The organism is Pseudomonas sp. CHM02, from assembly GCF_000612585.1.
Taxonomy (GTDB): Bacteria; Pseudomonadota; Gammaproteobacteria; order Pseudomonadales; family Pseudomonadaceae; genus Aquipseudomonas.
The window spans coordinates 28,915-51,679 of the sequence record NZ_JFCA01000049.1; the positions used below are offsets into that span (position 1 = coordinate 28,915).

At 63.1% G+C, this 22,765-nt stretch carries 20 protein-coding genes and 1 pseudogene; 14 read left to right on the plus strand and 7 right to left on the minus strand.

Features of this window, described 5'->3' with window-relative positions; genetic code table 11:
* Positions 1–61 precede the first annotated feature (61 nt).
* Genes BM70_RS0124920 through BM70_RS0124930 form a run of 3 tightly spaced genes read right to left on the minus strand, consistent with a single transcriptional unit; the run spans position 62 to position 5,023 of the window.
* Positions 62–1,963 carry an ATP-binding protein gene (locus tag BM70_RS0124920; RefSeq protein ID WP_025858549.1) on the minus strand — a complete coding sequence of 634 codons (1,902 nt, stop codon included), beginning with the start codon at positions 1,961–1,963 and terminating at the stop codon, positions 62–64.
* Positions 1,960–2,889, minus strand: a complete 930-nt coding sequence (locus BM70_RS0124925) for an ABC transporter substrate-binding protein (RefSeq protein WP_025858550.1) — start codon at positions 2,887–2,889, stop codon at positions 1,960–1,962. The genes BM70_RS0124920 and BM70_RS0124925 overlap by 4 nt, the downstream gene beginning before the upstream one ends.
* A 1-nt stretch (position 2,890) precedes the next feature.
* Positions 2,891–5,023, minus strand: coding sequence for a TonB-dependent receptor plug domain-containing protein (locus BM70_RS0124930; RefSeq protein ID WP_371262180.1), 2,133 nt, complete (start codon positions 5,021–5,023; stop codon positions 2,891–2,893).
* 195 nt (positions 5,024–5,218) lie between these two features.
* Between BM70_RS0124930 and BM70_RS0124935 the strand changes: the two genes are divergently transcribed.
* From BM70_RS0124935 to BM70_RS0124975, 9 genes are all read left to right on the plus strand, one after another.
* Entirely contained in the window at positions 5,219–6,244 is a 1,026-nt protein-coding gene (locus tag BM70_RS0124935) for an NAD(P)H-dependent glycerol-3-phosphate dehydrogenase (RefSeq protein ID WP_025858552.1), read from the plus strand.
* Between the two features lie 10 nt (positions 6,245–6,254).
* Positions 6,255–6,602: a DUF4389 domain-containing protein gene (locus BM70_RS0124940; protein WP_017846785.1), complete on the plus strand. Its 348-nt coding sequence runs from the start codon at positions 6,255–6,257 to the stop codon at positions 6,600–6,602.
* A complete protein-coding gene (gene sixA / locus BM70_RS0124945; protein ID WP_025858553.1) occupies positions 6,599–7,048 on the plus strand; it encodes a phosphohistidine phosphatase SixA in 450 nt (149 codons plus the stop codon). Before BM70_RS0124940 ends, sixA begins: the two co-directional genes overlap by 4 nt.
* A gap of 85 nt (positions 7,049–7,133) precedes the next feature.
* Positions 7,134–8,783: an AMP-binding protein gene (locus tag BM70_RS0124950; RefSeq protein ID WP_025858554.1), complete on the plus strand. Its 1,650-nt coding sequence runs from the start codon at positions 7,134–7,136 to the stop codon at positions 8,781–8,783.
* Positions 8,784–8,813: 30 nt separating this feature from the next.
* Positions 8,814–9,257 carry a hotdog fold thioesterase gene (locus BM70_RS0124955; RefSeq protein ID WP_025858555.1) on the plus strand — a complete coding sequence of 148 codons (444 nt, stop codon included), beginning with the start codon at positions 8,814–8,816 and terminating at the stop codon, positions 9,255–9,257.
* A gap of 97 nt (positions 9,258–9,354) precedes the next feature.
* The gene (locus BM70_RS0124960; protein ID WP_025858556.1) at positions 9,355–10,158 is read left to right on the plus strand and encodes an alpha/beta fold hydrolase; all 804 of its coding nucleotides are present in this window, start codon (positions 9,355–9,357) and stop codon (positions 10,156–10,158) included.
* The gene (locus BM70_RS0124965; RefSeq protein WP_025858557.1) at positions 10,155–11,009 is read left to right on the plus strand and encodes an alpha/beta hydrolase; all 855 of its coding nucleotides are present in this window, start codon (positions 10,155–10,157) and stop codon (positions 11,007–11,009) included. Before BM70_RS0124960 ends, BM70_RS0124965 begins: the two co-directional genes overlap by 4 nt.
* 102 nt (positions 11,010–11,111) lie before the next feature.
* Entirely contained in the window at positions 11,112–11,930 is an 819-nt protein-coding gene (locus tag BM70_RS0124970; RefSeq protein ID WP_025858558.1) for a DUF4892 domain-containing protein, read from the plus strand.
* A gap of 72 nt (positions 11,931–12,002) precedes the next feature.
* The gene (locus BM70_RS0124975) at positions 12,003–13,064 is read left to right on the plus strand and encodes an AI-2E family transporter (RefSeq protein WP_025858559.1); all 1,062 of its coding nucleotides are present in this window, start codon (positions 12,003–12,005) and stop codon (positions 13,062–13,064) included.
* Positions 13,065–13,227: 163 nt separating this feature from the next.
* Here the strand turns inward: BM70_RS0124975 and BM70_RS0124980 are convergent, their stop codons facing one another.
* Together BM70_RS0124980 and BM70_RS0124985 are read right to left on the minus strand one after the other, a co-directional pair.
* Entirely contained in the window at positions 13,228–14,262 is a 1,035-nt protein-coding gene (locus tag BM70_RS0124980; RefSeq protein ID WP_025858560.1) for a HAMP domain-containing sensor histidine kinase, read from the minus strand.
* Positions 14,262–15,026, minus strand: a complete 765-nt coding sequence (locus BM70_RS0124985) for a response regulator (RefSeq protein ID WP_025858561.1) — start codon at positions 15,024–15,026, stop codon at positions 14,262–14,264. The genes BM70_RS0124980 and BM70_RS0124985 overlap by 1 nt, the downstream gene beginning before the upstream one ends.
* A gap of 259 nt (positions 15,027–15,285) precedes the next feature.
* Here BM70_RS0124985 and pyrF point away from each other — a divergent pair, with 259 nt between their 5' ends.
* On the plus strand, positions 15,286–15,984 hold the full coding sequence (gene pyrF / locus BM70_RS0124990) for an orotidine-5'-phosphate decarboxylase (protein WP_025858562.1): 699 nt from the start codon (positions 15,286–15,288) through the stop codon (positions 15,982–15,984).
* A gap of 106 nt (positions 15,985–16,090) precedes the next feature.
* Here pyrF and BM70_RS0124995 read toward each other — a convergent pair whose 3' ends face one another.
* Positions 16,091–17,098: an NADP-dependent oxidoreductase gene (locus tag BM70_RS0124995; RefSeq protein WP_025858563.1), complete on the minus strand. Its 1,008-nt coding sequence runs from the start codon at positions 17,096–17,098 to the stop codon at positions 16,091–16,093.
* Between the two features lie 228 nt (positions 17,099–17,326).
* Here BM70_RS0124995 and BM70_RS0125000 point away from each other — a divergent pair, with 228 nt between their 5' ends.
* From BM70_RS0125000 to BM70_RS34015, 4 genes and pseudogenes are all read left to right on the plus strand, one after another.
* Positions 17,327–18,088: an SDR family oxidoreductase gene (locus BM70_RS0125000; RefSeq protein ID WP_025858564.1), complete on the plus strand. Its 762-nt coding sequence runs from the start codon at positions 17,327–17,329 to the stop codon at positions 18,086–18,088.
* Positions 18,089–18,291: 203 nt separating this feature from the next.
* Positions 18,292–19,704: a PLP-dependent aminotransferase family protein gene (locus BM70_RS0125005; protein ID WP_025858565.1), complete on the plus strand. Its 1,413-nt coding sequence runs from the start codon at positions 18,292–18,294 to the stop codon at positions 19,702–19,704.
* Between the two features lie 1,023 nt (positions 19,705–20,727).
* Positions 20,728–20,877, plus strand: a pseudogene (locus tag BM70_RS34010) (HAMP domain-containing protein); the annotation flags it as partial.
* A gap of 204 nt (positions 20,878–21,081) precedes the next feature.
* Entirely contained in the window at positions 21,082–21,786 is a 705-nt protein-coding gene (locus BM70_RS34015) for a methyl-accepting chemotaxis protein (RefSeq protein WP_371262182.1), read from the plus strand.
* A 36-nt stretch (positions 21,787–21,822) separates the two neighbouring features.
* On the opposite strand, the gene BM70_RS0125015 is transcribed toward BM70_RS34015, so the two are convergent.
* Positions 21,823–22,635, minus strand: coding sequence for an alpha/beta fold hydrolase (locus BM70_RS0125015; protein ID WP_025858567.1), 813 nt, complete (start codon positions 22,633–22,635; stop codon positions 21,823–21,825).
* Positions 22,636–22,765: the final 130 nt, after the last annotated feature.

Genomic DNA, 22,765 nt, shown 5'->3' on the forward strand with positions numbered 1-22,765 from the left:
GTGCCTAAGACTGCCGCACTTTCGTCTTTCACGCCAGTCGGAGTTGGCTGATGGCGCGGCGCTATTGCACCCAGCGCTGCAGGATTTGCTGCAAATCCGTGCGTTTGAACGGCTTGGCCAGGTAATCGTTCATTCCTGCCGCGAGACAGGCTTCACGGTCGCCCTGCAAGGCGTTGGCCGTGAGGGCAATGATCGGCAGGTCGGCGCAGCCCGGCAACTGGCGAATCTGCCGGGTCGCTTCGTAGCCATCGATCAGCGGCAGCCGGCAATCCATCAGGATCGCGGTGAAAATCAGGCTTTCGGCGCTGCGGATCGCCTCGGCGCCATCGGTGGCCAGACTGACTTCAAAGCCCAGGCTGCGCAGCATGGCTTCGACCACAGTGCGATTGACCGGGTTGTCTTCCACCAGCAGCACATGGCGGCCTTCGCCGGCGCTGGCTTTGCCATCGGCGTCGCTGGCAATGGCTGGCACGCTGTGCTGGTCGATGGCCAGGGGGATTTCCAGGGTGAACACCGAGCCGCGGCCCTCTTCGCTCTGGGCGCGCAGCGTGCCGCCCATGCGTTCGGCCAGGGTGCGGGCGATGGGCAGGCCCAGGCCGGTGCCGCCGTAACGTCTTGAAATGGAACTGTCCGCCTGCTGGAACGCATCGAACATCAATTCCAGGCGTTCGGCGGAAATTCCGATGCCGCTGTCACGCACGGTGCAGGTAAACCACACCAGTTCATGGTCGAGGGTCTGCCAATGCGGCTCGATGTTGACGCTGCCGTGCTCGGTGAACTTCAACGCGTTACCGATCAGGTTCACCAGGATCTGGCGGATCCGCGTCGGGTCGCCCTGTACCCGCACGGCGTCCATTCCCGGCGGAATCGCCAGTTTGAGCGCCAACCCGCGCTGCTGGGCGCTGTGCTGGAACGCCTGGGCGCTGCTGTTGATCAGGTCCGCCAGGTTGAACGGAATGTGCTCCAGCTCCAGGGCGGCGCGTTCGATCCGCGAGAAGTCGAGGATATCGTTGATGACCTTGAGCAAGTGCTCCGTGGATTCGGAGGCCAGCGCCGCATATTCGCTCTGCTCCTCGGTCATCTCGGTGGTTTCCAGCAACTGCAGCATGCCCAGCACGCCGTTCATGGGTGTACGCAACTCATGGCTCATCATTGCCAGGAAATCCGACTTGGCGTTGTTGGCGCGCTCGGCCTCTTCGCGGGTCTGGATCAATTGCGCCATGGCCTGTTGCTGTTCGCGACTGGCCTGGTTGAGCCCTTCGGCGAGGTTGTTGATATGCCGGGACAGATCGCCCAGCTCCGAGTCATCCACGATCGGCAGCGGCGTCTTGTAGTCACCTTGCTGGATGGCCTTCACCGCGTGGCCCATGGCGCTGATCGGCTGTGACAGGCTGGCGGCCAGGCGCCTGGCGAGCAGGAAGGTAAACAGCAGGGCGAACAGCGCCAGGATGCCGGCCTTGAACAGGATCTCCTGCTGGCGCTGGCTGAACGCGTCGTTGGACATGCCGACGATCACCCGGCCCAGGTAGTCCGCACGCGGGGCCTTGGATTCGTTGAGGTTGTCCTGGAAGAAATCATTGCCCAACTGGATGTGTTGCAGGCGGATCGGTGCCTGGAAGACTTTTACCGACAGCGAGCGGTCATGTTTCTCCGACGGTTGCTCGACGTACACCAGGATGTTCTCGCTGCTGTCCTGAATCTCCAGGAAGCGCACGTGCGGTGTGGCCAGCGTGGCGCGCAGCAGGCTGTCGAGCACATCGTTGTTGCCGGAAATCACCCCGTATTCGGTGGCGGGCGCCAGCTGGTTGGCGATCAGTTGGCCGGTGTGGTCCAGTTCCTGGCGCAGGTCCTGGATACGCACGAAGGTGAAGAAACTGATCAACAGCAACGTCAGCAACAGCGCCGGGCCCAGGGTGATGAGCTGGGTGCGGGTGTTGATGTCCCAACGACGACGCAAGGTCATGGGCGTTTTTCTCCTTCGGCCAATCGGGTGGCGACGCGAACTTCGTCCACCTGTTCGATCCCCAGTGAGCGTGCGACTTGCGGGTTGCCCACGACTTTGAAGTGTTCCGGGTACAGCGAGCGTGGCCAGTTGGCGGGCGGGTGGTCGAGCAGGCGGTCAAGCACGGCCAGCCAGTCGGCCTGGTCGCTGTAGGTGCTGGCCAGGCTGCCAGCCCGCACGAAGCCCGCGTTCGGGCCCACCAGCGGCAATTGCTGGGCGTAGCTGCTCAGCAACAGGTTCTTCGCGGTTTTCGGGTTGTACAACTGCGGGTCGTCGAGGCCGAGCAGCACGTCACTGTTGCGGAACAGGGTCTGCAGCGGCCGACTGTCATTAATGTTGTCCCAGAGCTGGGGCACGATCTCCAGGCCCAGGGGCGTGGCGTGCTGGCGCAGTTCGGGCAGGAGGAATTCACTGTCGGCGCCGTAGAGCACGCCGATACGCCGCATTTGGGGCAGGATGCTGGCGATCAGGCGCAGCTGGCGTTCCAGCGGCGGGTCGCTCCACAGCAGGCTGATGCGCGGATGCTGCGTGCTCCCCAGGCGCTGGTGGGCCTGCAGCCGGCTGATGCGCAGCACCAGGGTCGGCGGGCCCTGGGTGTCCTGCAGGCGCCAGTCGAGGCCGGGCAGGTCGAGCAGGATCAGCCGTGTGTTGGCCGGCAGTCGGCTGGGGGCCGGCAAATCCTTGAGGGCGGTGAAGGTAACGTGGTCTTCGGGCCGCTGCTGCGCCAGGGCCTGGGCAAAGGCCTGCACGCCGGTGCCGTCTTCGGCGGCAGTCAGCAGGATATCGGCGCTCCAGGCCGGCGCGGTCGATAACAGGCACACGAGCAGCACGGCGCTTCGCCGGAGGGTATTGATAAAGAAGCAGGTCATCCGTGACGAGTCGCCCATGTCAGAACTCTAACTCCGCGCTGAAGTAGAGCACGTGGCGATGGTCATAATTGTTATCGGCCCAGGTGGTGGGCTGGTTATCGAGGCGTTCCTGCAGCATGCCGGCCAGCTCCACGTTGGCTTTGCCCAAGGCAAGGCGCTTGGCCACCCGCAGGTCGACCCGTTCGAAGCGATATTGGTTGAGTGCGTCATCGCCGTAGTAGAACAGCGCGCTGGACCAGCCGTGGCCCCATTCACGCAACCAGCCGGCGGAGCCGCTGTTGCGTGCGGTCTGCGCTTTGTCCCGCGGGTTGCTGGTGTCTGCATCGACGTAAGCATAGGTCAGCCGCAGGCGGTCGGCATTGCTCACGCGCCAGTCGAACTGGGACTCGGCGCCGGTGAACCGTGCACTGTTGGCGTTGCTGGCAATGTACTGGTTATTGCGCAGCGGCGAACTGATCATGTCGGTGATCTCGTCGTAGAACAGTTTCACGTCCATGTTCAGCCCGATGTCGGCAAAGAAGCCGTTGTACCCCAGTTCCCGCGATTTCATCATCTCTTTATCGAGGTTGCCCGGGCCCCGGGTCTTTACGAAGTATTGCCCGGTGCTCTGTCCATAGGCGGGGGAGCTGAGGTTGGTGACGCGGTAACTCCAGTTGACGTTGTTCTCGAACATGTCCGGCGAGCGGATGGCTTCGGAGTACACCGCGCGCAGGCCATGGCGCGGGTTGATCAGGTAGTTGACCGCCACCCGTGGCGTCAGCGAGTTGCCGCTCAGGTGGGTGTCTTCATACATGGCGCCGCCCTGCAGCAGCCAATGCTCGCTGGCGCGCCATTCCAACTGGCCGAACAGCCGCCAGGTGGTGTCGTCCAGCGTGCCGTTGAAATAGGTGTCGGAGTCGGCGCGGTCGTAGCGGTAGTTCATGCCGCTGACCAGGCGCAGGCTGTCGGACACGCTGAGGGTGTCCTGGATCTCCAGGTCGTAGCGGCTTTCGCGGGTGCTCTGGTCGATATCACCGCACACGCTTTCGCTGGCACCGTCACGCCACTGCTGCAACACCTGGTTGGCCAGGGCCTGCTCGGCGGCGCTGCCCGGTGGCGCGCTGCCCTGGCTGTAGGTGTCCATATGGCGGGCGAGCAGTTCGGCGTAGTTGGGGTTCAACTGCCACAACTGGGTCAGCTCCGGGCTGAACGAGACCTTGGCATCACAGGCCTTCCAGATTTGCCGGCGGTCCCATTGTTGCGCCGAGCCCTGGATGTACAGGCTGTGATCGGGGTTGAAGTCGAAATTCCAGCGCAGGGAGCCGGCGTAGTCCTTGGCCGTAACGTCGGAATTGTTGCCGCCTTCGGTAATCCCGGCAAATACCGGGCTGTAGGTATAAGGACGCTGGTTGGTGCCTTCCTTCGCATCCAGTTGCCAGTCGATGCTCTGTTGCGCATTCAGCGTCTGGCTGACCGCCAGGCTGAAGCGGTTGAGGCGGCGGCTGTCACGGCGATCGGCGCCCGTGGCATCGCTGTCGAAGCCGTCGTCCTGTTGCCCGGAGAGGGACAGGCGCAAGTCACCGGTTTCCCAACCCACGCCTTGGCTGGCATAGAAGTCATTGATGCCGCGTTCGCCACGCACCACCTTGACCCGTGTGCCATGGCTGTTGGCCGGTGAGCGCGTAAGAATGTTGACCACCGCCATCAGCGCATTGGCGCCGTAGCTGACGGTGTTGGGGCCGCGGAACACTTCGATGCGCTCGATATCTTCCATGGCCACCGGAATGTCGCTCCAGTCCACGGTGGCCAGGCCGGCGCGGTACACCGAGCGGCCGTCGATCAACACTTGCATGCGCCGCGCATCGCTGGCACTGGTGCCGTGGTAGTTCACCGCCGCCTGGTTGCCGGTGGTGTAGCCGACCATCATCCCGGGTACCAGGCGCAGCAACTCACTGATATCCCGCGCGCCGCTGGCCTTGATCAGTTCGCTGTCGATCACGGTCATGCTGCCGGGCACGGCAGCGGCCGATTGCTTGAGGCGCGTGGCGGTCAACACTTGGGGCAGCGGCTGGCTATCGAGGAACAGGTCATCGGCCAGGGCTGCGCCGCCGCATAAAGGCATGCCCAACAGCATCAACCACAGAGATGAACGGGGAGGAGGGCCCAAATACACGGCACGGCCTTGATAATTGCGGATAGCCGCCCATGTTAACTGAGGTGGGGCCTTTTGCCAGTCGCGCGACTTGCAATTACTTCATGTAAATGTGGCATTTTCCGACAAACGCACGAATTGATACGGGGGCTGGCCGCAAGCGGGTCGGCCCGTATAATGCGGCCATCGCCACTGGTATGGATTAACGGATTGCATATGACTGAACAGCGCCCTATCGCGGTCCTGGGAGGCGGAAGTTTTGGTACCGCCGTGGCTAACCTGCTGGCCGAGAACGGTCACGCTGTGCGCCAGTGGATGCGCGACCCTGAACAGGCCGAGGCCATTCGGGTGCACCGGGAAAATCCGCGTTACCTCAAAGGCATCAAGGTTCATCCGGCGGTCGAGCCTGTTACGGACCTGCTGGAAACCCTCATGGCCTGCGACCTGTGTTTCGTGGCGTTGCCCTCCAGCGCCTTGCGCTCGGTGCTGGCACCCCACGCCGAACGCCTGGCGGGTAAACTGCTGGTCAGCCTGACCAAGGGCATCGAGGCGCAGACCTTCAAGCTGATGAGCGAAATCCTCGAAGAGATCGCTCCCCAGGCGCGCATTGGTGTGCTATCCGGGCCGAACCTGGCGCGGGAAGTCGCCGAGCACGCGCTGACCGCCACGGTGGTTGCCAGCGAGGACGAGGAACTGTGCGAGCGAGTCCAGGCCGTGCTGCATGGCCGTACGTTCCGGGTTTACGCCAGCAGCGACCGCTTTGGCGTCGAGCTGGGCGGTGCGCTGAAAAACGTCTACGCGATCATTGCCGGCATGGCGGTGGCGCTGGGCATGGGCGAAAACACCAAAAGCATGCTGATCACCCGCGCCTTGGCCGAGATGACGCGCTTTGCAGTGAACCAGGGCGCCAACCCGATGACCTTCCTCGGACTGGCCGGCGTCGGCGACTTGATCGTCACCTGCTCGTCGCCGAAAAGCCGCAACTACCAGGTGGGGTTCGCCCTCGGCCAGGGCCTGAGCCTGGAAGACGCGGTCACGCGCCTGGGCGAAGTGGCCGAGGGGGTCAACACCCTCAAGGTGCTCAAGGCAAAGGCCCAGGAAGTCGGCGTGTATATGCCGCTGGTCGCCGGGCTGCACGCGATCCTGTTTGAAGGGCGCACCTTGAACCAGGTCATCGAGTTGCTGATGCGCGCCGAGCCGAAAACCGATGTCGACTTTATTTCCACCAGTGGTTTCAACTGAGGAACGCGTCATGAACGATCCGAAAGCAGCCCCCAAGTACGAATCCATTGCCTTGCGCATCCTGTGGATGCTGGTGTTTGCCCTGGTGTGGCAGGTGGCGCAGTTCCTCCTCGGCGCGCTGGTGGTGGTGCAACTGATCTATCGTCTCGTCTACGGCGCGCCGAACCTGGGCCTGATGAACTTCGGCGACAGCCTCAGCCAGTTCCTTGCGCAGATCGGTCGTTTCGGCAGCTTCCACACCGAACAGAAACCGTGGCCGTTCGCCGACTGGCCGACCCCGCGCGCGCCCGAGGGCGAAGCCGCCCACAGCGTGCCGCCGGCACCGCACCCGGTGCGTGATGAAGAGCCGAAGCTGTGAAGCTGTGGATACTGCGCCATGGTGAGGCCGAAGGGCATGCGCGCACCGACGCCGAGCGCAACCTCACCGAGCGTGGCCGCGCCGAAGTGTTGCGCAGTGCTGCGCAACTGATCGGCCAGCCTCTCGGCGCCATCATCGCCAGCCCCTATGTGCGGGCGCAGCAGACCGCGCACCTGGTGCGTGAGGCGCTGGGCTTCGAACCGGAGATCCGCACTGTGCCGTGGCTGACCCCAGAGGGCAACCCGCAGCAGGTGCTGGAAAAGCTCGACACCGATGACAACGTGCTGTTGGTCAGCCATCAGCCGTTGGTGGGTAGTCTGATCAGCTTTCTGCAGCATGGTCATCAGCGTCAGCCGCAGCCGATGTACACCGCCAGCCTGGCGGAACTGGAGGGGGATTTCCCGCTGGCGGGGCTGATGAGCCTGGTCAGCGTGAAAAATCCGTAGGCTTTATCGCTGCTTTGTGTGTGCTATATAGTCAACCAAGCAAGTGCTTGGTTGGCTATCGTCGGACCATAAAGGAGCGCGTCCCATGCCCGTCGCTTTTCGTTTGCCGTTGCAGGTCTTCTTCGAACGTGAAGCGCGACATCCGCGCCAAACCTTTCTGGTCCAGCCCGTTGGTGGCGGCGAGGTGCAACGCCTCACGTGGGGTGAAGTCGGCCACCAGGCCCGTTGCGCCGCGCACTGGCTGCGCGCCCGGGAGTTGCCCCAGGGCTCGCACGTTGCCCTGATCTCGAAGAACTGCGCCCACTGGATCATCGCCGACCTGGCGATCTGGATGGCCGGGCATGTCTCGGTGCCGCTGTACCCCAACCTCACCGCCGACTCCGTCGCCCATGTGCTCACCCATTCCGAGGCGGCGCTGGTGTTGATCGGCAAGCTCGACGACTGGCCCGCGATGGCGCCCGGCGTGCCGTCCACTGTCCCGACCATCAGCTTGCCGTTGTGTCCGACGGGCGCGTTCGATTTCAGTTGGGCCGACCTGCAAGCCTGCTCGCCGATCCAGGACGATCCTCAGCCCACCGCTTCGGACCTGGCCACCATCATCTATACCTCCGGCACCACCGGCCTGCCCAAAGGCGTGATGCACAGCTTTGGCGCCCTGGGGTTTGCCGCCACCCGTGGCACCGAGTTGTTCGGGTTGGGGGAGGGCGACCGGCTGCTGTCGTACCTGCCGCTGTGTCATGTGGCGGAGCGTATGTTTGTGGAAATGGCGGCGATCTACACCGGGCAAACAGTGTTTTTCGCCGAAAGCCTGGATACGTTTCTGACCGATCTGCGCAGGGCACGTCCGACCGCTCTCTTTGGTGTGCCGCGTATCTGGACCAAATTCCAGATGGGCGTCTACGCCAAAATCCCGGAGAAGCGCCTGGACACCCTGCTGCGCCTGCCCTTTATCGGCAAGCGCGTAGGCCACAAGGTGCTCGCCGGCCTGGGCCTGGATGCGTTGCGTATCGCCCTGTCCGGCGCGGCGCCCGTGCCTGAAGCGCTGCTGCGCTGGTATCAACGCCTGGGCCTGGATGTGCTGGAGGTGTATGGCATGACCGAAAGCTGCGGCTACTCCCATGTGTGCCGTCCCGGCCAGCAGACCCTTGGCTGGATCGGCCTGCCTTGTCCCGGTGTGGAAGTGCGCATCGACCCTTCGGGCGAAGTTCAGGTGCGCAGCGGTGCGACCATGCTCGGCTATTACAAGGACCCGCAAAAAACCGCCGAGACGATCACCGCCGATGGCTTTCTGCGGACGGGGGATAAAGGTGAACAGGACGCCGATGGCCGCCTGCGCCTGACCGGGCGGCTCAAGGAAATCTTCAAGACCAGCAAAGGCAAATACGTGGCTCCGGCGCCGATTGAAAACCGCCTGGCCGAACATGCGCGCATCGAGCAGGTCTGCGTGGTGGGCGATGGCCTCACCGCGCCGATAGGCCTGTGCGTGCTGTCGGCGGTGGAACAGGACCGGCAGGCCCTGCGCAGCAGCCTTGAACGCTGGCTGGAGCAGGTCAACCAGGCGCTGGATAAACATGAACGCCTGCGCCAACTGGTGGTGGTGAAAGACAACTGGGCGGTGGAAAACGGCTTCCTGACTCCGACCCTGAAGATCAAGCGCAACGTGATCGAATCGACTTACGGTGCACAATTCCAGGCCTGGAGCGAGCGTTCCGAATCCGTTCTGTGGCAGGATTAGGACCATCATAAAACCAAAAAGGACAACGGCATGAGCCTGTGGCGCACGCAACCGAATATCGACCAACTCAATGCGATCCAGAAAAACACCATCGGTGAACTGCTGGACATTCGCTTTGAAAGCTTCGACGACGACTCGCTGACGGCCAGCATGGTGGTCGACCATCGCACCCATCAGCCCTACGGCTTGCTGCACGGCGGTGCGTCGGTGGTGCTGGCCGAGAGCGTTGGCTCCATGGCGGCTTACCTGTGCATCGACGCCAGCAAGTTCTATTGCGTGGGGCTGGAGGTCAACGCCAACCACTTGCGCGGTGTGCGCAGCGGGCGGGTGACGGCGGTGGCCAAGGCGGTCCATATTGGCCGCACCACCCAGGTCTGGGACATCCGCCTGACCAGTGACGAGGGCAAGGCCAATTGCGTCTCGCGCCTGACCATGGCCGTGGTGCCGCTGGGCGAGAACCCTCCGGCGCGATAGGCGTGGCGTGAGTGTCATCATTCCTGGCAGTTACAGTCATTGCTGTGCCGGCCGGGCATGGTGACAATCAATCTCTGTTCTTGTAGATGGATCCGGTATGTCGCAGCACGTGTTTTTTGCCCACGCCAATGGCTTTCCCTCGGCCACCTACGGCAAGTTGTTTGCCGCCCTGGCCCCGGAATACGCGGTGGCTCACCTGCCGCAACACGGGCACGACCCCAGGTTTCCGGTGGACGATAACTGGCAGAACCTGGTGGATGAACTGATCCATCACCTGGAGCAGCAACCGGAGCCCGTGTGGGGCGTGGGCCATTCCCTCGGTGGCGTGTTGCACCTGCACGCGGCCATGCGGTGCCCGCAGCTGTATCGCGGGGTGGTCATGCTCGACTCGCCGGTACTGACCCGCGCCGACCGCTGGGTGATCCGCGCGGCCAAGCGTTTCGGGTTTATCGACCGCCTGACTCCGGCCGGGCGCACCCTGGGGCGTCGCGAAGAATTCAGCGACCTCGACGCCGCGCGCAGCTATTTCGCCGGCAAGACCCTGTTCCGTGGCTTTGACCCGGAATGCTTCGACGCCTACCTGCAACATGGCCTGCAGCAAGTGGGCGACCGCCTGCGCCTGCGCTTCGACCCGGCTACCGAAATCAGCATCTACCGGGGCGTGCCTCACACCAGCCCCGGCCAGGTGCGTCAATTGAAAGTGCCGCTGGCGGTGGTGCGTGGCCGGCAGAGCCGGGTGGTGATGCCTCACCACGCCAGCGGTGTCGGGCGCCTGCCCATGGGGGAAATGCTCACCATGCCCGGCGGGCACATGTTCCCCCTTGAACGCCCACAGGACACCGCCACCTTGATCAAGAACCTGTTCTCCCGCTGGGAAGCCCGCGAGCGCAATTGCGCATGAACACACCGGTCGAAGAAGTGCGCCTGAGCCTGCCGCATATCGAACTGGCGGCCCATCTGTTCGGTCCCGAGGACGGTGTGCCGGTGATCGCCCTGCATGGCTGGCTGGACAACGCCAACAGTTTTGCGCGCCTGGCACCGAAACTTCAGGGCTTGCGCATCGTTGCACTGGACATGGCCGGGCATGGGCATTCGGCGCATCGTCCTACAGGCGCCGGTTATGCCTTGTGGGATTACGTCTTCGATGTGCTGCAAGTCGCCGAGCAGTTGGGCTGGAAACGTTTTGCATTACTTGGCCACTCCCTGGGGGCCATCGTCTCCCTGGTGCTGGCCGGTGCGCTGCCGGAGCGCGTGACGCACCTGGGATTGATCGACGGTGTGATCCCGCCGACGGCCAGCGGTGAGAACGCCGCCGAACGCCTGGGCATGGCCTTGCAGGCGCAATTGAACCTGCAGGACAAGCGCAAGCCGGTCTATAACACCCTGGATCGAGCGGTCGAGGCGCGCATGAAGGGCGTGGTGGCGGTCAGCCGCGAGGCCGCGGAACTGTTGGCCCAGCGCGGTTTGATGCCGGTGCCCGGCGGTTATACCTGGCGCACCGACAGCCGCTTGACCCTGGCGTCGCCGGTGCGTCTGACCGATGAGCAGGCGATGGCCTTCGTGCGGCGCGTAGCGTGCCCTACGCAGTTGGTGGTGGCCGCCGAGGGGATGCTGGCGAAACATTCCGAATTGCTTTCTCAGCTACCTTTTACGGTAACCACGCTGCCGGGCGGCCATCATTTACACCTGAATGATGAGCCCGGCGCGGTCCTTGTTGCAGACTGTTTCAATCGGTTCTTCTCCGCGCCTTGACTTGGCGCGGTCAACTGCCGAGGCTGGGCGGATTGAAAGGGAGTCAACCATGAACCATCTCAACACCGCTGTGCGCTCCGATGGCCAGGGTTCATTTATCCGATGAGCCTACGTAAAGGATGTCTCCGTGCCGTCGGGCTGTGCTGTTTCAGCCCCTTGGTGTTCGCTGCCGATGTGCCGGGAAGCCAGGATTTACCGGCAGTGTCCCGTCAGGTCGACTCACAGATCGTCGATTACCGTCCGGCCGAAGAGAAGGAACGCATCTACCCCATGGGCGCGATTCGCAAGATCAGCGGCCAGTTGCGGTACGAGGGCCAGGCCACCGCCCGTGGGCAAGCCACGGCGATTACCTATGAACTGCCCGCCGAACACACCTCCAGTGCAGCGTTCACCGCTACGCGCGAGGCGTTGCAGGCAAAGGGCGCGCAGTTGTTGTTCTGGTGCCAGGCCCGCGACTGTGGCGAAAGCAGCCTGTGGGCCAATGAAGTGTTCGGCAACGCCAAGCTGGTCGGCGCCGATGGCCAACAGGAATACCTGCTGCTGCGCCTGGCCGCCCCGCAGGACAATTCGTTGGTGGCGCTGTACGGCATTACCCGCGGCAATCGCCGCGCCTACCTGCATGTGGAGCAACTGGACGCCAACGCGCCGCTGGGCGACCTGTTGCCCACCTCGGCGACCCTGCTGCGCGAGTTGAAAAGCACCGGCGAGCTGGATTTCCCCGCGCTTGGCGGCGACCCGGATGACACCTGGCTGACCCTGATTTCCCGCGGGTTGAACCTGGATGCGACCTTGCGCGTGAGCTTGACCGGCCCGAATGCCGAAGCCTGGCGCCAGGCCTTGGTCGACAAAGGCGTGCGCGCCGCACGCATGGAAACCGGTAGCGCTGAAACCAAAGGCCTGCACCTGCATCTGATACGCTGACCGTTACAGGGCGAACGGACCCGTGCCGTTCGCCTAAGCTCTCTTCCTACAGCCTTCTTTCAGAGATACCCGATGCTCAATAATGATCGCCTGCTGGTGCAAATCCTGCTGCTGGTGCTGTTCGGTGCCAGCTTCTGGGTGATGGCGCCGTTCTGGTCGGCGCTGTTCTGGGGCGCGGTGCTGGCCTTTGCCAGTTGGCCGCTGATGGTCCTGCTCACCCGCTGGCTGGGTGGCCGCGAATCCCTGGCAGCCGGCATCCTCACGTTGTGCTGGATGTTGCTGGTGGCGCTGCCGCTGGTATGGCTGGGCTTTAACCTTGCGGACCATGTGCGCGATGCCACGGCCTTGATCAAGGATATCCAGGTCGATGGCTTGCCGGAGGCGCCCACCTGGCTTGGCTCGATCCCGTTTGTCGGCGAACGGCTGGTGGGGATGTGGGACAGCATCGATCAACAGGGCGCGGCCTTGATGGTCAGCATCAAGCCGTACCTGGGACAAGTCGGCAATTGGCTGCTGGCGCGCAGTGCGCAGATCGGCGGTGGCATCCTGGAGCTGACCCTGAGCCTGGTCTTCGTGTTCTTTTTCTATCGGGACGGGCCGCGCCTGGCGATGTTCGTCCACCGCCTGCTGGAGCGCTTGATCGGCGACCGCGCCGGCTACTACATCGAACTGGTGGCGGGGACGGTACAACGGGTGGTCAACGGCGTGATCGGCACTGCCGCCGCCCAGGCCGTGCTGGCGCTGATCGGCTTCCTGATCGCCGGCGTGCCGGGTGCGCTGGTGCTGGGCATCGTCACCTTCCTGCTCAGCCTGATTCCCATGGGCCCGCCCCTGGTGTGGATCCCGGCCACGGCCTGGCTGGCCTGGAAAGGCGACTACACCTACGCGGTGTTCCTCGGCGTGTGGGGCACGTTCATCATCAGTGGCGTGGACAACGTGCTCAAGCCCTACCTGATCAGCCGTGGCGGCAACCTGCCGTTGGTGATCGTGCTGCTCGGCGTGTTCGGCGGCTTGATTGCGTTTGGTTTCATCGGCCTGTTCATCGGCCCGACGTTGCTGGCGGTGGCCTACAGCCTATTGATGGATTGGAGCGCGACCCAGGCCCAGGGACGCCGCGAAGACAAACCGCTGTAAAGGTTATTTTGCGGCCAAATGGGGGGCTTGCTGTGGTGAGCAGGCTTGCCCTGCGCTGGGCCGCGAAGCGGCCCCACCGGATCCTCAGCGAACCCGTCGGCAGAAAGTCGAATCGTCGCACCGCCCCCCCAGCAAGCCTGCGCCTGCATTGAGATGGGGAGGCTCAGGCGCGGGGCAACCACATCACCGCAGTCAAGCCACCGCCTGGGGTTTCCTCGAGTTCCAGTCGACCGCCGAGGCGTTCCGCTGCTTCCTTGGATATCGTCATGCCCAGGCCGACCCCGCCAGAGTTGCGATTGCGTGAACCCTCCAGTCGATAGAACGGTTCGAATACAGCCTCACGTTTGTCAGCGGCAATGCCGGGACCGTGGTCGATCACGCGGATGATCAGGGCCTCGCGGCTGTCCGTCAGCTCGATGCGTGCCGCTCCGGCATAGCGCAAGGCGTTGTCGATCAGGTTGTTGAGGCACGAACGCAAGGCCATCGGCTGCACTTGCAGCGGTGCGCAGGTCCCGGCGAATTGCACATCGGAGCCCTGGTCCTGGGCGTTTTCGCTCATCGACTCGACCAGCGCCTGCACGTCCAGCCAATGCCGGGTTTCGCCGGTGCGCTGCTCGTGCAGGTAGCTCAGAGTGGCGTCGAGCATGCCGATCATGTCGTCGAGGTCTTGGCGCATCTGGCCCTGCAGCTTGGTGTCTTCGATCTGCTCCAGGCGCAGCTTGAGGCGTGACAGCGGCGTGCGCAGGTCGTGGGAGACCGCACCGAGCATGCGTGCGCGCTGGCTGACCTGTTCGCGGATACGCCGCTGCATCAGGTTGAAGGTCGATGCTGCCTGCTGTGCCTCCCGCGGTCCGGACTCGTCAAGGGGCGGGCTGTCGAGGTCCAGGCTCAGGCGTTCGGCGGCTTCACTCAGGCGTTGGATCGGCCGGCTCAGCAGCTTGGCGCCGTACCAGGCCGCAATGATCAGCGAGATGAACTGGAACGTCAGCGGCACCACCGGGCCACCAAACCACGGTCGCTTGTGCTTGGGCAGGGGCTTCATCGTGCCGTCAGGCTGTTCGACAAAGGTTTCCTGTGGCGGCGGCGGGGGCGGGCCGTAATAGCGAAACCAGGAGATTGCCAGCACGTGGGCCAGCACAATGGCCACCAGCAACACGCCAAACAGTCGACCGAACAGCGTGTTGAAGGCGTTGCGCATCAGCCAATATCCCGGGCGTCGAACAGGTAACCTTCGCCGCGCACGGTCTTGATCAACTGCGGCGCCTTCGGATCATCCCCGAGTTTTTGCCGCAGGCGCGAGACCAGCAAGTCGATGCTGCGATCAAAGGCTTCGATGGAGCGGCCACGGGCGGCATCCAGCAACTGCTCGCGGCTCAGCACCCGGCGCGGGCGCTCGATAAATACCCAGAGCAGGCGGAATTCCGCGTTGGACAGCGGCACTACCAGGCCATCGTCGGCCACCAGCTGGCGCAGCACGCTATTGAGGCGCCAGTTGTCGAAGCGGATATTGGCGCGCTGTTCGGTGCGGTCGTCACGCACGCGGCGCAGGATGGTCTGGATGCGTGCTACCAGTTCACGCGGCTCGAAGGGCTTGGACATGTAATCGTCGGCGCCCAGTTCCAGGCCGATGATACGGTCGGTGGGTTCGCAGCGGGCGGTGAGCATCAGGATCGGGATATCCGATTCCGCGCGCAGCCAGCGGCACAGCGACAGGCCGTCTTCGCCCGGCAGCATCAGGTCGAGCACCACCACGTCAAAGGTTTCGGCTTGCATGGCCTGGCGCATCGCGGTGCCGTCGGTGACACCGGTGGCGAGAATACTGAAGCGGGCCAGGTAGTCGATCAGCAGTTCGCGGATCGGCACATCGTCGTCAACGATGAGCGCACGGGTGTTCCAGCGTTTCTCGTCGGCGATCACCGCGCCTTTTTGCTCATCGTTCATAAAGACGGAAGGGGTATGCATAATGCGATCATCTGCCCTGTTGTTGCGGTCAGCATAGGCGCCCAGCCCCATGGCTGGAAGTGCTGGTCGGTGGGTCGTGCGAGCGAGGCTAGCCGTGGGGCGTGTTGGGGGCATGTCGTGAATGTATCAGCTTTGAAACAATTTCCCGAAATGCCCGCCTGATGCCGGTTGGTCAGTATTTACCGATCATCGGATCCCGCAACGGCGCTGCTTGCGCTACAATCCGCGCCGATTTCGACTTGCCTGAGAGCCCATTCCAATGTCCGTCTGCCAGACTCCTATCATCGTCGCCCTGGATTACCCCACTCGTGACGCCGCACTGAAGCTGGCTGACCAGTTGGACCCGAAGCTTTGCCGGGTCAAGGTCGGCAAGGAACTGTTCACCAGCTGCGCCGCGGAAATCATCGGCACCCTGCGCGAGAAAGGTTTCGAGGTGTTCCTCGACCTGAAATTCCACGATATCCCGAATACCACCGCGATGGCGGTCAAGGCTGCCGCCGAAATGGGCGTGTGGATGGTCAATGTGCACTGCTCCGGTGGCCTGCGCATGATGTCGGCCTGCCGTGACGTGCTGGAGCAGCGCAGCGGCCCGAAACCGCTGCTGATCGGTGTGACCGTACTCACCAGCATGGAGCGCGAGGACCTGGCTGGTATCGGTCTGGATATCGAGCCCCAGGAACAGGTGTTGCGCCTGGCTGCCCTGGCGCAGAAAGCCGGCCTCGATGGCCTGGTGTGCTCGGCGCTGGAAGCCCAGGCCTTGAAAACCGCGCATCCGTCGTTGCAACTGGTGACCCCGGGGATCCGTCCGGCGGGCAGTGCCCAGGATGACCAGCGCCGCATCCTGACCCCGCGCCAGGCTCTGGACGCGGGTTCCGATTACCTGGTGATCGGCCGTCCGATCAGCCAGGCGGCCGATCCGGCCAAGGCGTTGGCGGCAGTCGTTGCCGAGATCGCCTGAACAACACCCCCTGTAGGAGCCGGCTTGCCGGCGATAGCGGTTTTGAGATCAACGCAAGACTCAAGGGCCTCATCGCCGGCAAGCCGGCTCCTACATAAGTTGGGTGTCAGTTGACCTTCAGTACCAACTTGCCAAAGTTCTCGCCGTTGAACAGCTTCATCAGCGTCTCCGGGAACGTCTCCAGCCCCTCCACGATGTCTTCCTTGCTCTTGAGTTTGCCCTGGGCCATCCAGCCGGCCATTTCCTGCCCGGCAGCGGCAAAGCCTGCAGCGTGATCCATCACCACAAAGCCTTCCATGCGTGCGCGATTGACCAGCAATGACAAGTAGTTGGCCGGACCCTTCACGGCTTCCTTGTTGTTGTATTGGCTGATGGCACCGCAGATCACCACGCGGGCCTTCAGTGCCAGGCGGCTGAGCACCGCGTCGAGAATATCGCCGCCGACGTTATCGAAATACACATCTACGCCCTTGGGGCACTCGCGCTTGAGCGCAGCGGGCACGTCTTCGCTCTTGTAGTCGATGGCGGCGTCGAAGCCCAGTTCATCCACCAGGAACTTGCACTTGTCTGCGCCGCCGGCAAGGCCCACCACGCGGCAGCCTTTGAGCTTGGCGATCTGCCCGGCGATGCTGCCTACGGCACCGGCCGCGCCAGAGATCACCACGGTTTCGCCGGCCTTGGGCGCACCGGTGTCTAGCAGGGCGAAATAGGCCGTCATGCCGGTCATGCCCAAGGCAGACAAGTAAAGGGGCAGGGGCGCCAGCTTCGGATCCACCTTGTAGAAACCCCGTGGCTCGCCCAGAAAGTAGTCCTGCACGCCCAAGGCGCCATTGACGTAGTCCCCGACCGCGAATTTAGGGGTGTTCGAAGCAATCACCTTGCCCACACCCAATGCACGCATCACTTCACCGATGCCGACCGGCGGAATATAGGACTTGCCTTCATTCATCCAGCCACGCATGGCCGGGTCGAGGGACAGGTATTCATTGCGCACCAGCACTTGGCCGTCCTGGGGCGTGCCCACGGGCACTTCCTGGTAGGTGAAGGTGTCCCGGGTGGCCGCGCCGACCGGGCGCTTGGCGAGCAGGAATTGGCGGTTGGTCTGGGCGGTCATGGCAGCGACTCTTCTGGAAATGGACCTGAAGTGATAGACCTTGAACGGGCAGGGAGCAAGGTTCACCGAGGGCGCGAATGCCGGTCGATAGGCCGTGTTGATAGTCCCACCGTGCCTGTTATCACTGCGATTCATGCAGCCTCAACCGGCCTTCTGATAGTGCTGACGCGCCCGGCGCAGCGTTGGCTAGACTCGGACCACCGCTATTTTTCCCACAGGACATCTTCCATGAGCATGACGTTTTCCGGCCAGGTCGCCCTGGTGACTGGCGCCGCCGCCGGTATTGGCCGCGCCACCGCGCTGGCGTTCGCCGCCGAAGGCTTGAAAGTAGTGGTCGCCGACCTGGACGCAGCGGGCGGCGAAGGCACCGTTGCGCTGATCCACCAGGCGGGCGGCGAAGCGTTGTTCGTGCGCTGCAACGTCACGCTGGAGGCGGATGTGCAGCAATTGATGGCCCAGACCATTGCCGCCTATGGTCGCCTGGACTACGCCTTCAATAACGCCGGGATCGAGATTGAGAAGGGCAAGCTGGCAGACGGCAGCCTGGATGAGTTCGACGCCATCATGGGTGTCAACGTCAAAGGCGTGTGGTTGTGCATGAAGCACCAATTGCCGCTGCTGCTGGCCCAAGGTGGTGGGGCGATCGTCAACACCGCGTCAGTCGCGGGGTTGGGCGCGGCGCCGAAGATGAGCATTTATGCCGCGTCCAAGCACGCGGTGATCGGCCTGACCAAATCGGCGGCGATCGAGTATGCGAAGAAGAAAATCCGTGTCAACGCGGTCTGCCCGGCCGTGATCGATACCGACATGTTCCGGCGTGCCTATGAGGCCGACCCACGCAAGGCCGAATTCGCCGCCGCGATGCACCCGGTCGGGCGCATTGGCAAGGTCGAGGAAATCGCCAGTGCGGTGCTGTACCTGTGCAGCGACGGTGCGGCCTTTACCACGGGCCAAGCCTTGGCCGTGGACGGTGGTGCGACGGCTATCTAGGACCTCAGGACACCCTCCATTCGAAAAGGTTTGGGGGGCTGTGGGGCGTTTCCACCGCTGGCAGTGTGCCCTGTCAGAATGTGTATCACTAGGTAAATAATCCAATAAAATCAATACTTTAATAACTATTGGCGAGCGGTCGTCGTGGGCTTCTGTGCTTAACTGTCCCGGGTTGAATAACAGACAGTTGAAGTGAGTGGCGCATGGATTTAGGGATCGATCGACAAGCCCTTGTACCGGTGGTGCAGCAAATCATCAGCGCAGTGGCGCAATGGATTCGCACGAGTGGGGCGAGCCCTGGCACACGCTTGCCCTCCGTTCGACAGGTGGCCCTCGATAACCTGCTCAGCCAGTCCAGCGTGATCGAGGCGTTCGAGCGGTTGGTCGCCCAGGGCCTGCTGGTTGCAAAACCGGGATCGGGTTTCAGCGTGGCCCAGCCGCCGACTGTGCAGGAAGGCCAATGGTACGAAGGTGCCGAGCGGGATTGGGGGGCTTTCGCCGATAACCCATTGGGTGAGCTGAAACTGGGCTGCGGCTGGTTGCCGGATGCCTGGCGGGAAAGCGATGACATCAGTTATGCGATTCGCGAAGTCACCCGCACCGACACCGCCGGCCTGTTCAACTACAGCACCCCCTTGGGGCTGCCGGCGTTGCGCGAGCAATTGCTCAAGCGCCTGACCCAGGCGCGCATTGCCACCCACCTGGACCGTATCCTCACCACGGCGGGGGCCAGTCACGCCCAGGACCTGCTGATACGCACACTGCTCAAGGCCGGCGATTGCGTGGTGGTCGAAACGCCGGGGTACGGCAACCTCTATCGACAACTGGCATTCCACGGTGTGCAACTGCTGGAGGTGCCGCGCACGCACGGTGGCCCGGACATCGCGGCGCTGGAGGCGTTGCTGCAACAGCATCGGCCCAGGTGCCTGTTCATCAACAGCCTGTACCACAACCCCACTGGCTCCAGCCTGTGTCGCACGGTGGCCGAGCGTTTGCTGGAGCTGGCGCGTCGCGAGAACTTTCTGATCATCGAAGAGGATGTCTTCGGCGACCTGCAACATGCCAGTTGTACGCGGCTTTCGGCGTTGCCCCATGACGACCGGGTGATCTACGTTTCGAGCTTTTCCAAGACCCTGAGCAGCGCCTTGCGTGTGGGGTATCTGAGCGCCAGCGTGGCGATCATCGCGCAATTGGCCAGCCTCAAGACCTTGACCGGTTTCGGCACCTCGCGGTTTGCCGAGGCGGTGGTGGCCACGCTGCTGGCCAATGGCACCTATCGCAAGTGGGTGCAGCGCCTGCGCAAGCGGCTGAGTACGCAAATGGCCGCGACGCTGCAGGTGCTTGAGGACGAGGAGTGGGAGGTGTTCACCACGCCGGCGGGCGGGATGTTCGTGTGGGCGCGGCCGGGCGTGGGGGACCGGTCGCGGTTGCAGGCATGTGCACGGCGGCTCGGCGTTTTGCTGTCGCCGGGAGCACTGTTCAGTCCAACCAATGTGCCCAGTGAGTGGCTGCGCATCAATGTGGCCTATGCTGATGATCAACGGGCCTTGGCGTTGTTCCGGGCCATGGGGCCCGCCAGATCGACCTCGACCATTCTGAAAACGACGAGCGTGTAGCTTTTTGCCATTATTGTGGCGCCAACGACTTGTGTTCAGTGCCTTGTGGTTGCGAATCTCGCCTATGTAAACCGGGCTTGATGGCATCTGCCATTGCAAGAGGATTGAAGTGCAATGATTTCGGCCGTGCAACGACGCTTCGCCAACCTCGGTATGGCAAAAAAACTGGGCTTGGGTTTCACCCTGGTGCTGCTGTTGACGGCTTTGGTCGCCGCTATCGGGGTGTGGTCCCTGCAAACCGTTGGCCAGCGTTTCGAAGGCCTCAAGACCATGTCGTCGCTCAACAGCGGCCTGCTCAAGGTGCGCCTGATCGAGCAGGACTACGCGTTGCATGCCGACCCCAAGGCCGTCGACGCCCTGCATGAGAGTGTCGATGCCTTGGCAGCCCTCGCCACCCGCCTCAAGGCCCAGTCGGCGGCCAACGTGCCGGTCATGACCGATGTCGAACAGGCCCTGGCCGCTTATCGCAAGGCGTTCGATGAATTTGTCGAATTGACCCAGACCAAGGACCTGGCGTTGGAAATGGCCAGTTGGTCGGTGTCCAGTGTGGCCAATAACCTCGACGTGTTGCAGGCCGGGCTGGCGGACGACGGCGCCTATGGCCTCAAGGAGAGCCAGGGCAAGGAGGGCGCGGAGTTCATCGAGCAGGCGGGGCAGGTCAGCCAGGTGTCGCGCCTGATGCTGCAAGCCATGAACGAAGCGCGGGTGCGCCTGGACCAGAGCCGCAAGGTGAGTGAGGAAGAAACCGAACAGGGCAAGATCGAGCAGGCCGACCAGGCCCTGGCTCAGGTCGAGCAACTGAAAACCTCGGTCAAGGACGCGGGCTACCAGACCGTGCTCAACGAAGTTTCCGGGCATATCGCCGCGTTCAGTGAAAAGCTCGGCGAGTACACCGGCCTGCTGGCGCAGGAAAAAGTGGTCTACAAGCAGTTGCATGACCGGGCGGACCAAGTGGTCAGCCGGGTCAACCAGGCTTACGACGCCGAAGACCAGTCGATGCAGGCGCAACTGAAGAAAAGCGCGATGCTGATCATCGGTTCTTCGGCCCTGGCGTTGCTGGTGGGGTTGATCGCGGCCTGGGTGATTACCCGGTTGATCGTCACGCCGCTGCGCAGTGTGATCGCCGTGGCCCAGCAGATCGCCGCCGGCGACTTGAGTGGGCGCATGGAGGTCAGTCGCCGCGATGAAATCGGCCAACTGATGCAGGCGATGCAACAGATGGGCAACGGCCTGAGCCACATGGTCAGCGGCCTGCAGGCTGGTATCGAGCAACTGGCCAGCTCGGCGCATTCATTGTCCAGCGTCACTGAGCAGACCAATGTCGAAGTCAGCAGCCAAAAAGAAGAAACCGAACAGGTCGCCACGGCGATGAACCAGATGACCGCCACCGTGCACGATGTAGCGCGCAATGCCGAGGAGGCGGCGCAAGCGGCACAGACGGCGGACGACAAAGTCGACAGCGGCCAGCAGGTGGTGCGCCAGAGTTTGCAGCGCATCGAATTGCTGGCCACTTCCAGCACCAGTGCCAGCGCCAGCATCGAGAGCCTGAGCGCCGAGATCCAGAATATCGGCACCGTATTGAGTGTGATCAAGAGCGTGGCCGAACAGACCAACCTGCTGGCCCTCAACGCCGCCATCGAAGCCGCCCGTGCCGGCGAACAGGGCCGCGGTTTTGCGGTGGTGGCGGATGAAGTCCGGGCGCTGGCCAAGCGCACCCAGCAATCCACCGAAGAAATCGAGCGCCTGGTCAGTACCTTGCGCAGCGCTGCGCAGTCATCGGTGCAGCAGATCCAGCAAAGCGGTGAGCTGGTGAAGCTGGCGGTGAGCGATGCGCTGGAAACCGAAAGCGCCCTGGGCAGCATCGCGGTGGCGGTGTCGTTGATCCAGCAGATGAACCAGCAGATTGCCGCCGCCGCCGAGCAGCAAAGCTCGGTGGCCGAAGAGATCAACCGCAGTGTCACCAGTATCCGCGCCAGTGCCGATCAGTCGGCGCTGAGCATGCAGGGCAATGCCGCGTCGAGTATTCAACTGGCGCAGTTGGGGGCCGAGCTCAAGGGCATGGTGGGGCACTTCCGCCTGTGATCGCCGCGCGTACGTTGCGATCACAGGGGAGGGCAGTCAGGCGTTGTTGGCGAGGAACGTCAGCAGGGCTTCGTTGACGAAGTCCGGGTTTTCCCTTGCGCTGATATGACCCGCCTCCGGAATCAGGATCAGGCTGCAGCCAATCAGGCCAGCCATTTCCTCGGACTCGGCGGGTGGGCGCGGTTTGTCCTGTTCGCCACACATCACCAGGGTGGTGTCGGCGTCCAGGCGTGGCAGTTGCTCCAGCACGTCCTCGCGACTGAAGATCAACCGACCCAGAGGCACGATGCTGTGCAGCAGGCGCTCTCTGGAGTAACCCTGCAAGTGCTGGCGGAAATCCTGGTACAGCGCTGATTCGCGGTCGATACCGAGGCGGAAGAAGATCGGCGCGACCACATCCAACAGGGGCTCCGGGATGGCGCCGGCGTCCTCGATCATCTTGAACAGCGAGAAATAATACTGGCGCGTGGCCTCGGGCTCGGCGCCCAGGTACGTGTCCATCAGCACCAGGCTGTTGACCCGCTGCGGTGCCAGCAATGCCAGGCGTGCGCCCCACATGCCGCCGACCGAGAGCCCTACCAGATTGATCTGTGGGATATCCAGCTGGTCCAGCAAGGCCAGGGCCTGGCGCGCGAGGTCGTCGAGGGAGCGAGTTTGCGCGGGCAGCGGGCCTGACTCGCCATGGCCCCACAGTTCCGGAACGATCACGCGATACTGTTGCGACAAGGCTTCAATCTGTGGCGCCCACATATTGCGGTCCCACAGGTAGCTTGAACCCAGCAGGACGACGGGGCCGGAACCCTGGTCGACGTAGTGCAGCGGTTGTCCATCAATGACGGCGACAGGCATAGCAGGCCTCTGACTTCATGGAGTGAGGGGCATGTTTTTACGCTAGTCGGGGGCGGGGGGATAGATGCAAAGTGATGGCATCTTGGGAAGCGGCGAGGTTGTTTGTACTGACCTGGCTTTTATTACTGTA

Excerpts from the sequence above, each read along its gene's own strand:
- BM70_RS0125015 (WP_025858567.1), bottom strand. The coding sequence starts at position 22,635 with ATGCCTGTCGCCGTCATTGATGGACAACCGCTGCACTACGTCGACCAG.
- BM70_RS0124960 (WP_025858556.1), top strand. The coding sequence starts at position 9,355 with ATGTCGCAGCACGTGTTTTTTGCCCACGCCAATGGCTTTCCCTCGGCC.
- BM70_RS0125000 (WP_025858564.1), top strand. The coding sequence starts at position 17,327 with ATGAGCATGACGTTTTCCGGCCAGGTCGCCCTGGTGACTGGCGCCGCC.
- BM70_RS0124920 (WP_025858549.1), bottom strand. The coding sequence starts at position 1,963 with ATGACCTTGCGTCGTCGTTGGGACATCAACACCCGCACCCAGCTCATC.
- pyrF (WP_025858562.1), top strand. The coding sequence starts at position 15,286 with ATGTCCGTCTGCCAGACTCCTATCATCGTCGCCCTGGATTACCCCACT.
- BM70_RS0124995 (WP_025858563.1), bottom strand. The coding sequence starts at position 17,098 with ATGACCGCCCAGACCAACCGCCAATTCCTGCTCGCCAAGCGCCCGGTC.
- BM70_RS0124925 (WP_025858550.1), bottom strand. The coding sequence starts at position 2,889 with ATGGGCGACTCGTCACGGATGACCTGCTTCTTTATCAATACCCTCCGG.
- BM70_RS0124965 (WP_025858557.1), top strand. The coding sequence starts at position 10,155 with ATGAACACACCGGTCGAAGAAGTGCGCCTGAGCCTGCCGCATATCGAA.
- BM70_RS0124985 (WP_025858561.1), bottom strand. The coding sequence starts at position 15,026 with ATGCATACCCCTTCCGTCTTTATGAACGATGAGCAAAAAGGCGCGGTG.
- BM70_RS0124975 (WP_025858559.1), top strand. The coding sequence starts at position 12,003 with ATGCTCAATAATGATCGCCTGCTGGTGCAAATCCTGCTGCTGGTGCTG.
- BM70_RS0124940 (WP_017846785.1), top strand. The coding sequence starts at position 6,255 with ATGAACGATCCGAAAGCAGCCCCCAAGTACGAATCCATTGCCTTGCGC.
- BM70_RS0124950 (WP_025858554.1), top strand. The coding sequence starts at position 7,134 with ATGCCCGTCGCTTTTCGTTTGCCGTTGCAGGTCTTCTTCGAACGTGAA.
- BM70_RS0124935 (WP_025858552.1), top strand. The coding sequence starts at position 5,219 with ATGACTGAACAGCGCCCTATCGCGGTCCTGGGAGGCGGAAGTTTTGGT.
- BM70_RS0124980 (WP_025858560.1), bottom strand. The coding sequence starts at position 14,262 with ATGCGCAACGCCTTCAACACGCTGTTCGGTCGACTGTTTGGCGTGTTG.
- BM70_RS34015 (WP_371262182.1), top strand. The coding sequence starts at position 21,082 with ATGACCGCCACCGTGCACGATGTAGCGCGCAATGCCGAGGAGGCGGCG.
- BM70_RS0124970 (WP_025858558.1), top strand. The coding sequence starts at position 11,112 with ATGAGCCTACGTAAAGGATGTCTCCGTGCCGTCGGGCTGTGCTGTTTC.
- BM70_RS0124955 (WP_025858555.1), top strand. The coding sequence starts at position 8,814 with ATGAGCCTGTGGCGCACGCAACCGAATATCGACCAACTCAATGCGATC.
- BM70_RS0125005 (WP_025858565.1), top strand. The coding sequence starts at position 18,292 with ATGGATTTAGGGATCGATCGACAAGCCCTTGTACCGGTGGTGCAGCAA.